The organism is Mycobacterium simulans (assembly GCF_900232995.1).
Classification (GTDB): Bacteria; Actinomycetota; Actinomycetes; order Mycobacteriales; family Mycobacteriaceae; genus Mycobacterium; species Mycobacterium simulans.
On the sequence record NZ_OCVX01000003.1, the window covers coordinates 2,292,898 to 2,306,027 of the forward strand.

The 13,130-nt window shown below is 64.0% G+C and carries 15 protein-coding genes; 12 read left to right on the forward strand and 3 right to left on the reverse strand.

Going from position 1 to position 13,130, the window contains the following annotated elements:
- Positions 1 to 205: 205 nt before the first annotated feature.
- The 11 genes from MSIMFI_RS11105 (at position 206) to MSIMFI_RS11150 (ending at position 11,267) form a co-directional block, all read left to right on the forward strand.
- Complete coding sequence (locus MSIMFI_RS11105; RefSeq protein ID WP_191497235.1) at positions 206 to 1,033, forward strand: SDR family NAD(P)-dependent oxidoreductase; 828 nt, start codon at positions 206 to 208, stop codon at positions 1,031 to 1,033.
- Between the two features lie 86 nt (positions 1,034 to 1,119).
- A complete protein-coding gene (locus MSIMFI_RS11110) occupies positions 1,120 to 1,776 on the forward strand; it encodes a TetR/AcrR family transcriptional regulator (RefSeq protein WP_191497236.1) in 657 nt (218 codons plus the stop codon).
- 10 nt (positions 1,777 to 1,786) lie between these two features.
- Positions 1,787 to 1,984: a ferredoxin gene (locus tag MSIMFI_RS11115; protein WP_191497237.1), complete on the forward strand. Its 198-nt coding sequence runs from the start codon at positions 1,787 to 1,789 to the stop codon at positions 1,982 to 1,984.
- 62 nt (positions 1,985 to 2,046) lie between these two features.
- The gene (locus MSIMFI_RS11120) at positions 2,047 to 3,240 is read left to right on the forward strand and encodes a cytochrome P450 (RefSeq protein ID WP_191498137.1); all 1,194 of its coding nucleotides are present in this window, start codon (positions 2,047 to 2,049) and stop codon (positions 3,238 to 3,240) included.
- Between the two features lie 143 nt (positions 3,241 to 3,383).
- Entirely contained in the window at positions 3,384 to 4,445 is a 1,062-nt protein-coding gene (locus MSIMFI_RS11125; protein ID WP_191498138.1) for an amidohydrolase family protein, read from the forward strand.
- 44 nt (positions 4,446 to 4,489) lie between these two features.
- A complete protein-coding gene (locus tag MSIMFI_RS11130) occupies positions 4,490 to 5,659 on the forward strand; it encodes a M24 family metallopeptidase (RefSeq protein ID WP_191498139.1) in 1,170 nt (389 codons plus the stop codon).
- The gene (locus MSIMFI_RS11135; protein WP_191497238.1) at positions 5,649 to 6,773 is read left to right on the forward strand and encodes a M24 family metallopeptidase; all 1,125 of its coding nucleotides are present in this window, start codon (positions 5,649 to 5,651) and stop codon (positions 6,771 to 6,773) included. The genes MSIMFI_RS11130 and MSIMFI_RS11135 overlap by 11 nt, the downstream gene beginning before the upstream one ends.
- Before the next feature lie 2 nt (positions 6,774 to 6,775).
- Complete coding sequence (locus MSIMFI_RS28915) at positions 6,776 to 6,904, forward strand: hypothetical protein (protein ID WP_263597419.1); 129 nt, start codon at positions 6,776 to 6,778, stop codon at positions 6,902 to 6,904.
- Entirely contained in the window at positions 6,904 to 9,315 is a 2,412-nt protein-coding gene (locus MSIMFI_RS11140; protein ID WP_224770154.1) for a CaiB/BaiF CoA-transferase family protein, read from the forward strand. The genes MSIMFI_RS28915 and MSIMFI_RS11140 overlap by 1 nt, the downstream gene beginning before the upstream one ends.
- 4 nt (positions 9,316 to 9,319) lie before the next feature.
- Positions 9,320 to 10,126: an SDR family NAD(P)-dependent oxidoreductase gene (locus MSIMFI_RS11145; RefSeq protein ID WP_191497240.1), complete on the forward strand. Its 807-nt coding sequence runs from the start codon at positions 9,320 to 9,322 to the stop codon at positions 10,124 to 10,126.
- A gap of 241 nt (positions 10,127 to 10,367) precedes the next feature.
- The gene (locus tag MSIMFI_RS11150; protein WP_191497241.1) at positions 10,368 to 11,267 is read left to right on the forward strand and encodes a PE family protein; all 900 of its coding nucleotides are present in this window, start codon (positions 10,368 to 10,370) and stop codon (positions 11,265 to 11,267) included.
- 157 nt (positions 11,268 to 11,424) lie between these two features.
- Here the strand turns inward: MSIMFI_RS11150 and MSIMFI_RS11155 are convergent, their stop codons facing one another.
- The 3 genes from MSIMFI_RS11155 to MSIMFI_RS11165 form a co-directional block, all read right to left on the reverse strand.
- Complete coding sequence (locus MSIMFI_RS11155; RefSeq protein ID WP_186244703.1) at positions 11,425 to 11,865, reverse strand: DUF5990 family protein; 441 nt, start codon at positions 11,863 to 11,865, stop codon at positions 11,425 to 11,427.
- Between the two features lie 83 nt (positions 11,866 to 11,948).
- Positions 11,949 to 12,299 (reverse strand): type II toxin-antitoxin system PemK/MazF family toxin, encoded by a 351-nt coding sequence (locus MSIMFI_RS11160; RefSeq protein WP_186244702.1) that lies wholly within the window; start codon positions 12,297 to 12,299, stop codon positions 11,949 to 11,951.
- Positions 12,292 to 12,528, reverse strand: coding sequence for an antitoxin (locus tag MSIMFI_RS11165; protein ID WP_186244701.1), 237 nt, complete (start codon positions 12,526 to 12,528; stop codon positions 12,292 to 12,294). Before MSIMFI_RS11165 ends, MSIMFI_RS11160 begins: the two co-directional genes overlap by 8 nt.
- A 214-nt stretch (positions 12,529 to 12,742) precedes the next feature.
- Between MSIMFI_RS11165 and MSIMFI_RS11170 the strand changes: the two genes are divergently transcribed.
- Positions 12,743 to 13,087 (forward strand): hypothetical protein, encoded by a 345-nt coding sequence (locus tag MSIMFI_RS11170; protein ID WP_191497242.1) that lies wholly within the window; start codon positions 12,743 to 12,745, stop codon positions 13,085 to 13,087.
- Positions 13,088 to 13,130: the final 43 nt, after the last annotated feature.

Sequence of the window (13,130 nt, forward strand, 5' to 3'; positions counted from 1 at the left end):
CCGACCGGGAGTATGCGGCGGATCCTCCTCGGCCTCAAGGTCGTTCGTCCTCGCTGCGCTTCGGGCGCTCCACCTTGACCCCGACTCCGCTCCACCGACCAATGTCGGGGATGGGAAACGAGGCAAACCAACAAAACAACGATCCAACGGATCCCCACCTTTGCGGGGGTCCCCAACACAGATAAGGACTCAAAGGAGCCAGGCAATGGGCGGATTCGGCGGAAAGGTTGCCGTAGTCACTGGCGCGGGCTCGGGTATCGGCCGGGCTCTGGCGGTAGAACTAGCTCGATCCGGCGCGCGGCTGGCGATCAGCGACTCCGACGCGGACGGCCTTGCGCGGACCGAGGCACTCATCAACCAGATCCGCGCGGAAGTGCGGGCTGACCGGCTCGACGTTACCGAGCGCGCGGCGGTCCTCGCCTACGCAGACACCGTCAAGGACCACTTCGGCACGGTCAACCAGATCTACAACATTGCCGGTATCGCGTTCTTGGGTGATATCGAGGTCAGTCAGTTCAAGGACATTGAGAAGGTCATGGATGTCGACTATTGGGGTGTAGTCAACGGAACGAAGGCATTCTTGCCGCACCTCATCGCGTCTGGTGACGGCCATATTGTCAACATGTCGAGCATGTTCGGCTTGTACGGTGTACCGGGTCAGGCCGCGTACAACTCGGCGAAGTTCGCGGTTCGTGGCTTTACTGAGGCGCTGCGCCAAGAGATGGCATTGGCGGGTCACCCGGTCGCGGTGACGGCGGTGCATCCCGGATATGTCAAGACCGCGATCGCGCGCAACGCCGGACATGCTGCGGGCGTTGACAAGGAAGTCGGCGTCAGGATCTTCGAGAAGGTCGCCATCACCAGTGCCGAACGTGCGGCGCGTTCCATCCTGAAGGCGGTCCGCAAGAAAAAGGGCCGGGTGGAGGTGGGTCCGGACGCCAAGGCCCTGGACTTTCTTGTCCGGATGGCTCCGGTTGGCTACCAGCGCATCGTCGCACCGATGGCGGCACGTTTCCAACGCCAGGCGCGCTAGAAGTGCCGGACTGGTCGCGCAGCGACGCCCGGGCGGTTTAAATCAATCGCTTGACTTAATGCCCGCGCGCGCGGTTGACTGGGGAAATGACCACAGTCGGCAGGTCGGTTCGTGCTGAGCGGGCCAGTTCCACGCAGGAGGCAATCCTGGAGGCGGCCGAGCGACTGTTCGCCGAGCACGGCGTCTTCGCGGTTTCCAACAGGCAGGTCAGCGAGGCTGCCGGTCAGGGCAACAATGCCGCGGTCGGCTATCACTTCGGCACCAAAGCCGACCTGGTTCGCGCGATCGAGCAGAAGCATCGCGGGCCCGTCGAGCAGCTGCGGGAGCAAATGGTGGCCGCCCTTGATGATTCCGCGGGAATGCGGAACTGGGTGGCCTGCCTGGTGCAACCGCTCACCGAGCACTTGGAAGCCCTTGGCAATCCCACGTGGTACGCCCGCTTCGCCGCGCAGGCAATGACCGATCCCGCCTACCACAACATCATCGTCAAGGACGCGCTCAGTTCTCCGTCGCTGGTTCAGGTCATCGACGGCATCAACAGCTGCCTTCCCGATCTGCCCGTCGACGTGCGCTTCGAACGAAACATCATGGCCCGCAACCTATTGATGCACACCTGCGCCGATCTTGAGCGCGCGCTCGCTGCGGGCACATCGATGCCCCGGCATTCCTGGCGGGCGGCCGCGACGGGCCTCATCGATGCGATCGTGGGCCTGTGGCTTGCGCCCGTGACTCCGCACGAGTGAAGAGAACGCAATGAAAGTGATTGTTGACCAAGGCATTTGTGCTTCATCGGGCAACTGCGTCATGAACGCGCCGGAAATTTTCGATCAACGCGATGAGGACGGCGTCGTCGTGCTGCTCAACGAGCACCCACCGGCCGAGCTCGCCGAGGGCGCTCGCAAAGCTGCCGCCTGTTGCCCGGCACTGGCAATCCAGATCATCGAGGAGTGACGGTGTCCGACGCACTGGCAACCACGCCGCAGGATTGGGGGACCGACATACCTGAGTACCCGATGGCCAGGGCAGCGCGCTGTCCGTTCGCCCCACCGCCGGACGTCATGGCGCTGGCGGAACGAAAGCCGTTGTCGCGGGTCCGGATCTGGGATGGCAGCACACCGTGGCTGATCACGGGATACGAGGAATGCCGGGAGCTGTTCTCCGATTCCCGTGTCAGCGTTGATGACCGGGCGCCCGGGTTTCCGCACTGGAATGCGGGGATGTTGTCCACGGTGCACAAACGCCCGCGGTCGGTCTTCACCTCCGATGGTGAGGAGCACACTCGATTTCGGCGAATGTTGTCGAAACCGTTCACGTTCAAGCGGGTTGAGGGCCTGCGCCCGGCCATCCAGCAGATCACCGACGATCACATCGACGCGATGCTGGCCGGACCGCAGCCCGCCGATATAGTCACCGCGCTGGCGCTGCCGGTCCCGTCGCTGGTGATTAGCCAACTGCTAGGGGTGCCTTACGAGGACTCCGAGATGTTTCAGCGCCACGCCAACATCGGTCTGGCGCGATACGCGACCGGTGCGGAAACCGTCAAAGGCGCTGTGAGCCTGCACAAATACTTGGCCCAGCTGGTCGAGGCCAAGATGGAAAACCCCCCAAAAGAATCACAGGATGCGGTTTCGGATCTGGCCGAACGGGTCAAGGCCGGCGAGCTCAGCGTAAAAGAGGCCGCGCAATTGGGTACCGGCTTGCTGATCGCCGGGCATGAGACCACCGCGAACATGATCGGCATCGGTGTGCTTGCACTGCTGGAAAACCCGGACCAGGCGGCAATCCTGCGCGAAGCCGAAGACCCCAAGGTCATCGCCAACGCGGTGGAGGAAATGCTGCGCTACCTCAGCATCATTCAAAATGGCCAGCGCCGCATCGCTCTCGAAGACATCAACATCGCCGGAGAGGTCATCCGCGCCGGCGAAGGCATCATCATCGACCTGGCACCGGCCAATTGGGATCCCCAGGCCTTCTCCGAACCCGATCGGCTGTACCTGCATCGCTCGGGGGCCGACCGCAACGTCGCCTTTGGTTACGGCAGGCACCAATGCGTTGGTCAGCAGCTGGCCCGCGCAGAGCTGCAGATCGTGTACCGAACGCTGTTACGCCGGGTTCCGACGCTGGCATTGGCCGTCCCGGTCTCCGACATCCCGTTCAAGCACGACCGGCTGGCCTACGGAGTCTACGAACTACCGGTCACCTGGTGAGTACTCTCGAAATTGCCGATCCGAATGGAGGGTCCGTCATGTCGACGCCGACCGTTTCGCTCTACCCGCCCGGAGGCTTTGGCGCACCGAAGGATCGCCATGGCCACGCCAACGGCAGCGATGTGGGTTTGCCGGAAGGGACCGTGGTTTTCTCCGCGGACAACCACATCTCCTTGGCTGCCGACATCTTCTACGAGCGGTTCCCGGAAGACCTCAAGGAGAAGGCCCCGCGCATCTGGTACGAGGACGGTGCCTATCAAGTCGGGCGCAAGGGTCAGTCGTTCCTGCCGGGCGACTTCAGCGCGGTACTGATGCAGTACGACGACCTGCCGGGCGCCGCCAGCACCAACATCGAGGCCCGCATCCAGGAGTTGCACGATGACGGCGTCGAGAAGGAACTCGCCTTCCCCAACGCGATCCTCGCGCTATTCCACTACCCGGACAAGAAGCTTCGCGAACTCTCGTTCCGGATCTACAACGAATACATCGCGGAACTCCAGGAGCGTTCCAACGGCCACTTCTACGGTGCGGGGCTGATCAACTGGTGGGATCCGCACGGGACTCGGCGAACGCTGGAAGAACTGAAGGCATTGGGGCTCAAGACGTTTCTGATGCCGCTCAACCCGGGCAAGGACGACGACGGCAACCCGATCGACTATGCGAGCACCACCATGAGCGCGGTCTGGGACGAGATCGAAGCATCCGGCATGCCGCTAACCCATCACATCGGGGAAACCCCACCGAAGAGTCCGTGCGAGTTCAACAGCGTAGTCGTCGGAATGATGATCAACATCGACGGCTTCCGGGAAACGTTTGCCAAGTACATCTTCGGTGGAATCCTCGACCGGCATCCGGGGTTGCGCATAGGTTGGTTCGAAGGCGGAATCGCTTGGGTGCCATGGGCGCTGCAAGATGCGGAGCATCTGGTGGCGTCGTATCAGCACATGTTCAACCGGCCGCTGGAGCACGACGTGCGGTACTACTGGGACAAGCACATGAGCGCGTCGTTCATGCTCGATCCGCTGGGGCTCGAGTTGATCGATCGCATCGGAGTCAACAAGGTCATGTGGTCGTCGGATTATCCGCACAACGAAAGCACATACGGCTATTCCGAAAAATCCTTGGCGGCCGTAGTTGCTGCCGTCGGGCCGGAGCACGCCGCCCGGATTGTTAGCGGCAACATCACGGAATTCCTGGGCTTGTGACCACGCTGGCACAGGCGATTCCGGAAACGCCCGATCTGACCCGGATGCGCCGGGAGACAGGCGCGCGGCTCCGGTCGGCGATGACCGAACGCGGCGTCGACGCGATGATCCTGCTGGGCAACAACGCGGTCGTCTATGCCACCGGAACCAGTTGGCCGCTAGGCGATGCCGGGCTGTCCCACGTCGAGCGGCCCGTAGCCGTGGTGCTCGCCGGCGATGAGTGGCCGCACCTGTTTCTACCGTTTCGCGAGGGCGTCTCGCAGGAGACGGACCTGCCCGCCGATCATCTGCACGGCCCGGTCTACCTCGAATTCGACGAAGGCGTCCAGGGTTTCGCCCGCGTGCTGGCCGATCTGATTCCGGCCGGAGCGGTGCTCGCTGTCGACGAGCTCACCGGCGCCATGGCGCGTGCGCGAAAGCTGTTGTTTGGCAACTGCGCTCCCGTTGACGCGGCAGCCGTTGTCAGTGCGGCCAAGGTAGTCAAGACGCCCGACGAACTGGCCTGCCTGCGCACGGCCATCCGGATTACCGACGAGGCGATGGTGGAAGTCCACAAGGCGCTGGCGCCCGGTATTCGTCAGATCGACCTGTCCGCAAGCTTTCTGCGCCGAGCCTTTGAGTTGGGGGCCACGGCCAGCATGCTCGAACCGATCTGGCAGGTGATGCCGCACAGCAAGGCCGAGGGCGTGTGGACAACGCATGGCGACCTGGCGCTGCCGCTGCTGACCACCGAGCGCGAACTCGCCGAAGGCGACGTGCTGTGGACCGACGTCAGCATCACCTACCGTGGCTATTGCTCGGACTTCGGTCGGACGTGGATCGTCGGGCGGGACCCGACTCCGCGGCAGCAGGCGCAGTTCGACAGATGGCATCAGATCATGACCGCCGTGCTGGGCGTGGCCCGCGCCGGCGTGACCGCCGCCGATCTGGGTCGCGCCGCGATCGCCGCCAACGGCGGATCCCGGCCCTGGTTGCCGCACTTCTACCTGGGCCACGGCATCGGGGTGAATGCGGCTGAAATGCCGATGATTGGAACCGATCTCGGTGACGAGTTCGACGAGAACTTTGTGCTGCAAACCGGCATGGTGCTGGTGCTGGAGCCGGTGGTCTGGGAGGACGGCACCGGCGGCTACCGCAGTGAAGAGGTCCTGGTGATTACCGAGGAAGGTTCGACACGGTTGACCGACTACCCCTATGACCCTTATGGCCCCTAAGTCAGTTGAAGTTTGCCCCGACGATCGCGCCTTGCGATCGGGTCGGCGCAAGCGCGCTCTGGCCCAAATGGCGGCCCACGATCTCGATGTGCTGGTCCTCGGCCGACAGGCCAACGTCCGCTACGTCACAGGCGCGCCGCAGCTGTGGGTTGCCGGAACCAGGCCGTTCGGCCCGACCTGTGTACTGGTGCGAGACAGCGGCGCCATTCACCTACTCAGCACCTGGGACGAAGGAGTTCCCGACGACATCCCCCACGAGAACCTGTACGGAATCTCGTGGAACCCGGCCAACACTATCGCGGCGCTGCAACGTATCGCTGGTGCGGCCAGCGCCAGGCGCGTCGGAACCGATGCAATGTCACCGGTTTTCGCGCAGCTGCTGCCGACGGCATTCCCCAACGCCGAGCTGGTCGACGGCGAGCTGGCCATGCGTGCGGCCCGGCGAATCAAGACCGAGGAGGAAGTCGGGTCGCTGCGCGAGGCCATCACGGTGGCCGAAAAAGGCTTAGCCGCAGCGATTTCCGAACTGCGGCCCGGGGTAAGCGAACAGACTCTCGCCGGGGTGTTGTTAGAGGCAGTGGCTGCGGGAGGAGTGAGCACCCCGTCGAATCAGGATGTCGCGTGGGTGACTTCGCGCGATCACCCGTGGCGGCGGGCTGGTTCCGACGGCCGCGTTCAGGCCGGCGATTTGGTGGCCTTCTCCGCGGGCGTGTTGGCGGGTGGCTACATCGGTGAAGTTGGCAGGACCTGGCCGGTAGGTGGAACGGCACACGCCGAGCTTTACCGTCGTTGGGATAGGTTGTGGGCCGGCTTGTTAGCGGCATGTCAGCCGGAGGCGCCGGCCAGCGCGTTGCTGGCCGCCTACGGCGCAGCGGGGGAGCCGCCGCCGCCAATGCCGGTGGCTCGGGGTCTGGGGATGGGCTTCGACCCGCCCGTCATCTCACCGGAGTTACCGCAGACGGCCGCCGACGAACGCCTGGAGCCGGGAATGGTTCTCGCAATGACGGGCTACGTCTGGGAACCGGGAATCGGTGCGGTCTTCGGCCGCGAAGCCGTGCTGATCACCGACAACGAACCCGAGGTGCTGACGTCCAGCCCGTTCTGGCAGGCCTAGCCGTGACCGCCAAGTCGGAGATTTCGGGCCCGGCGCACGGACTGGGCGACGTGGTCAAAGACAACGACAGCAAGTTCCCACCGGAATGGCGGCTAAGCAAGAAGGATCGCAAAAAGAAGAGGCAAGGTTAGTGGCCGAGCCGCCACTGGCCGGCTACACGGTCGTCGACCTCTCCACCGGAATCGCGGGTGCCTACTGCACCAAACTGCTCGCCGACGGCGGCGCCGACGTCGTCAAAGTCGAACCACCAGAGGGCGATCCGCTGCGCTTCTGGTCGGCCTCGGGTGCCATGATCCGGCCCGGCGTCGACGGAGCGTTGTTCAATTTTCTGGCCGGGTCAAAGCACAGCGTCGTCGCAGACCCCAAAAGTGGCGACGATATCGAGTTAGTTGATCGGCTGCTGGCGGCCGCTGACGCGGCGGTCTGGTCTGGTGGGTCGAAAGTTGCTGAACACCAAACTTTTACGCCAGGAGAAATCTATCGCCGCCATCCCCATCTCACCGTCACGTCGATCACGCCCTTCGGGCTGCAGGGCCCGTGGCGCGACCGCGCCGCGACCGAGTTCACGCTGCAAGCATGGTCGGGCGGAATCATCGGATTGGGACGCGGTGCGCCCGAGCGGGCGCCGGTGTTCGTCGGTGGACAGGTCGGGGAGTATCTGGCTGGCGCATACGCGAGCGCGGCAACGCTGGTCTCGCGGTACCGCAACGCCGGCGAACTCATCGATCTTTCGATGCTGGAAACGCAAATCCTGTGCTTGACCTACTATCCCGTGACCTATTTCGAAACGCTCGGCCGGCCATGGCGCGACGCCCGGCGGCTCACGGTGCCCGGCGTTGCGCCCGCGGCTGACGGCCTGGTCGACCTCGGCTGTGGCACAGCGCAGCAGTGGTTTGACCTGTGTGCCATGGTGGGCCACCCGGAGTGGATCGACGAGGACTCCCCGCTGTCGATTACCGAGCTGGCCAATCTCTGCGCAGACGAGATCTATGCATGGGTACGCAGCCACCCGGTCGACGAGATCCGGGAGCGCGCAACGGCGTTCCGGATTCCCAATGCGCCTGTCGCCAACGGCGCCAATATCGCGTCGCTGGACCACTTCCGGGAACGCGGCTCATTTGTGTGCAACGCGCGCGACGGATTCCAGCAACCCGGCTACCCGTACCGGATGCGGCCCGCACAACTTCGCGAGCCGGGGCTGGCGCCGAGGCTGGGCGAGCACACCGCGCTGTACCAGGCAGCGAGCCTGAACGCCCGCCCGGCGCCCCCGACGTCGGATCCGGCAACGGCGTTGCCGCTCAGCGGACTTCGGGTGCTAGACATGACCACATTCTGGGCGGGCCCGTGCTGCACACACTTTCTGGCCATGCTCGGCGCCGAGGTGATTCACCTCGAATCAGCCCGCCGTCCCGACGGAACCCGGCTCATCGCCGGTGTGCCGGTGACCGAAGACCAGTGGTGGGAGAAGTCGCCGATCTTTGCGGCTCTGAACACCAACAAGAAGGGCTTAACGCTGGACCTGCAGAATCCACGCGGACGGGAGCTGCTGCACCGGCTCATTGCCACCTGCGATGTGATCGCGGAGAACTTCACTCCCCGAGTGCTGGATCAGATCGGACTGGATTTTGCTGCGGTGCAATCGGTCCGGCCCGATGCCATCCTGCTGTGCATGCCCGGGTTCGGCCTCGACGGGCCATGGCGCGACAACCCGGTGTTTGCGTACGTCATCGAGTCCGCATCTGGCGTCAGCTGGTTGACCGGCTACCCCGATCGCCCTCCCTACGAGCCCTACTCCGCCGGCGATCCCAATGCGGGAGTGCATGCACTCAATGCCCTGCTGCTGGCTTTGGAGCATCGCCGCCGTACCGGCCAGGGCGTCTTCGTGGAAGCGGCGATGGTGGATGCGGCACTTAACATTTCCGCCGAGCAGATCATCGAGTATTCCGCGTATGGGGCAGTGCTGGAGCGGACCGGCAACAGGGGACCAACTGCGGCGCCACAGAATCTCTATCGCACGGCCGATGTCGATGAATTCGGTCGGCTGGACAGTTGGGTGGCCATCGCGGTGGCCACCGACGAACAATGGCAACGGCTGCGCGTTGCGCTTGGATCACCTTCGTGGGCAATGGATCCGGTGTTGTCCACCGTGGCCGCCCGGCGTGCGCACGAGGACCTGATCGACAAAGGCCTGTCCGCATGGTGCGAACACCGCAGCGGCGACGACATCGTCGCGACCCTGTGGGGCGCCGATGTTCCGGTGGCCAAGGTCATGCAGCCGCACCGCCAGACCGAGCTGGCTCAACTGACATTTCGCGGGTTTTTCGAAGTCGTCGATCACCCGGTGAACGGCCCGGCTAGGCTCAGCACCGTGCCGATGAGATTGTCCGGCGGGCCATGCCGGTTCCACACCCGGCCCGCACCACTGCTGGGACAGCACAACCATGAGGTACTTGCCGAACTCGGTCTGACCGACTCGCAGATCGCCGAGCTAGAAGCCGATGGCGTCATCGGCCGGGCGCCGGCGATGTCCACGGTGACCTGACTACATGGCAATCGATCCGGCGGACATTCTGCTTACCGGGCGGGTGGCGGTGGTCACCGGCGGGGGAGCGGGTATCGGGCGCGGGATCGCGGCCGGCATGGCGGCTTTCGGCGCGTCGGTGGCCATCTGGGAACGCGACCTGGACACCTGCGCGCACGCCGCCGAATCCATTGGCGCACTGGGCATCGTCACCGATGTGCGCGACAGCGCCCAGGTCGACACCGCCCTGCAACGCACCACCGCCGAACTGGGCCCGGTGACGATCCTGGTCAACAACGCCGGCGGCGTGTTCTCGTCACCGCTGCTGGAAACCAGCGAGAACGGCTGGGATGCCTTGTACCGAGCCAACCTTCGCCATGTCCTGCTGTGCACCCAGCGCGTGGCTCGGCAGCTGATTGCCGCCGAGCTGCCTGGCAGCATCATCAGCCTGACGTCGATCGAAGGCGTCCGCGCCGCACCGGGTTACGCGGCATACGCCGCGGCCAAGGCCGGTGTCATCAATTACACCAAGACCGCGGCGCTGGAACTGGCGCCGCACGGAATCCGGGTCAATGCGCTGGCGCCCGACATCACCCTCACCGAGGGGCTGGCACAGCTCAGCGGCGACGACACGACGGCCGGGATCGGCAGCGTCGTACCGATGGGACGCCCCGGACATGTCGACGAGATCGCCGGCACCGCGGTCTTCCTCGCTTCGACGATGGCCAACTACATCACCGGTCAGACCATTCACGTCGACGGTGGCACGCACGCCGCCGCCGGTTGGCACCACAACCCGCAAACAGGGGAATACCAACTCGGCCCGCGCTAAGTAGCAGGCATGCGGAAAATCATTTTCGGGACAATGGCACGCGCGGCAATTCTCGACATACTATTCGGCGTCAAATTCAACGTAGGAGCGCATTATCGCCGCACGTCGGCTGGGCGCTTGGGCAGGTAAGCAGCTTGACGAAAACCTCAACGACGAACTGATAAACGTGTTAGCTTGCGTCCGAGATTCACGTGAATGAATATGCGTGATCGTCAATTTGGATTCGGCACGAAGAGTAGGGATGTCATTTTTTGTTGCGGCGCCGGAGGCGTTGCTGGCTGCGGCCGCCGATCTGGCCGCAGTGGGTTCGAACATCAACGCGGCCAGCGCAAGCGCGGCCGTCCCGACAGTCGGGGTACTCGCGGCCGGGGCCGATGACGTCTCCGCCCAGGTCGCCGCGTTGTTTTCTTCGCACGCCCAGAGCTACCAGCAACTCAGCGCTCAAGTGGCCGCGTTTCAGGACCAATTCGTCCTGGCCATGAACAAAGCGGCCGCGGCGTACGCGACGGGCGAGGCCAACGTCGCCCGGACGCTCGCCAGCGGGGCGGATGCGCTCGCGCCGGCCGAGAAGTTTGTCGAACGGGTGGCCGGCATCCCGACCTTATTGGGCACCGGCGGCTCCAGCTTGCTCGGCGGGACTGCTTTGGCGCTGCCCGGCACGGGTGCGCTGGCCCAGCGTGCTACCGCGGGAATTGCCGGTTTGTGGGGCAACGGCGCCGGGCTGCGGCCGGTGGCCAGTGCGGCGGGCGCGCCGGCGGAATTCAGCATCGGGTCGATCGGGCCTTCGATCAAGAATTTCTACAACGAGGTCGAGCCATGGGTGGAGTACGGCGTCAACTGGACCGCGGTCGTCGCGTACTACGCGGGACTATTCGGTAGTCTCACCGGTACCCAAGGGGCCTACCTGCTGGGGCCACAAATCAATTTCGCCTATTACCTTGCCGAACCCATCTTCCAGAGTGCGCTTTTCAACACGATCGACGTTCTGGATGGGGCAGTCACCCTCAACCAAGGGCTGAGCAACCTGTGGTCGGCAACCTCTACGTCAACGACGCAGTTCATCCAGACCGAGATAAATTGGGTGCTCAATTTCTACCCGGCACCACCGATCCCGACTCCGCCGGCGGCACTGACGCCGTAGGAAGCCCGTTCAATGCGCTGGCTCCGGATATCACGCTTACCGGTCATGTCGACGAAAACGCAGGTGCAGCAGTCGCACGCTGCCAGCGGCTGGCGTCACAACCCGCAGACCGGGGAATACCAGCTCGGGCCCAGTTAGCTTGCCATCAGACTGCCGGCTACTCTGCCGTCCAACTGATCAGCGGTGGCTGCACTCGGGCGCACACAGGATGGCCTTTTGCATCGGTTAGACCCAGCCTGCCGACCAACAGCCCAGACGCCGCTGCCGATTCCAGGACGCCGACCGGCACATCCGCGAGCATGAGCTTCGCGCGCCGAAACTGCGTGAAGTGGCCGGCACTATCCACGGAGCCCCAATTCAAGTAGATGAACCGTCCGCCCGGCGTCCCCTGAACATACGGCCCACGAACATCGGTGCCATCGACCACGCAGTCAAGGGTCCACACCGCTGTCGGTGCGTCGCCCGCATGGAGATCCAACAACTCATCTCGGCGGTTCTTTCGTTGCACTCCGACGTGGATGTTTCTATAGCCGGGGAAGCCGGCGCCCGGTCCACATTCGCGACCCGGCAACTGCGTTCCGACAATCCTGATTTGCACTGATTCCTCCTGACGTCATGCGGTTGGCCCCAAGTCAGCGAGCGGTGTCCTCTTCCATTCAAGTTGCCGAATGCAGCATCGGCTCAGGCGATCTGGATGCCCAGAATCAGCGCGAGGGCATGTTCGATTTGGTGCATCGTGTCGGGTGCCAGGGTGCCGAGTCGCTCCAGTAGGCGGGTGCGAGCGACGGCGCGGATCCCGCGGCAGACGGCGACGCTTTCGGCATCCACGCCTTCGGCGGCAGCGATGTGAGGCCGCAATGCGCTGTGCGTGAGTGAGCTAGACACAGGTACCACGACGATGAGTTCGTCACCAAGGCCCGTGAGGATGTCGTCGACGGAGACGACGACAGCAGGGCGGTGTTTGCCGGGTTCGCCGGCGCGGGCTGCTCCGAGGGCAACGAGCCAGAGGTCGCCGCGCTGCGGTTCAGGCAAGGCCGTCGTCGACTGTGCTGTCCCAGTCGCGGTTCTCGTCGCGTACGGCTTGCAGCGCCGCCTCGGCGCGGGTGGCGTCGCGTTCGGCTCGGAAGATCGCCTCCTGTTCGGCACGGGTGGCCAGCTCCGTGAGCAGAGCGGCAATGGAGACTCCTCGCTCACGGGCCTGGACGGCCAGCCGGTCACGAGTCTGAACCGGAACCCGGATCGTTGTCGTTGATGTAGACATGACCAGTAGTCTAGTTGGTAGACGCCAATTAGCGCTAACGCCTCTCGTCGTTACTGGTTTGTCCAGCTAGTGTCGTGACGGCCCCGCACCGCGTCTGGCGTGGCACCTGCTCGAGCGGTTCGGTGATCAGGATTGACCTGCGCCGAAGCGGTCCACATGTCGGTCGCTGTGAGTATGGTCTGCAGCGTCAGTTATTTGCGTATTGGCTGCGGCGGTGGATTTGGTGGACGCGTTCGGTGTCTTCGACGAGGTGCTCGGCGACTACGAGTCGTACGTGAATGCATTCCTGGATATCCAGGACGAGCGGGTTCGGGACGAGGTTGAGAAAGAAATCCAGGACGGCCTGCTGTGGCCTCAGCCCTGGCTCGCGCCCAACCCCGCGTTTGAATCCGGCGGAACGGTCAGCGAATTGGCCGACCAGGGGGTTTTGCATCCCAAAGCCCGCGATATTTTCCGGGTGCGAATCAACGATCGGATGACCACAGCAATCGCCAACGGAGGAAAAGGTTGGAAGTCGTTCGCTGATATTCCTGCTGGTTCAGGTTCGCAACACGAATGATGTCCCACAAGGTCATAAGTCAAAGACGCGCTAGACAATGGCG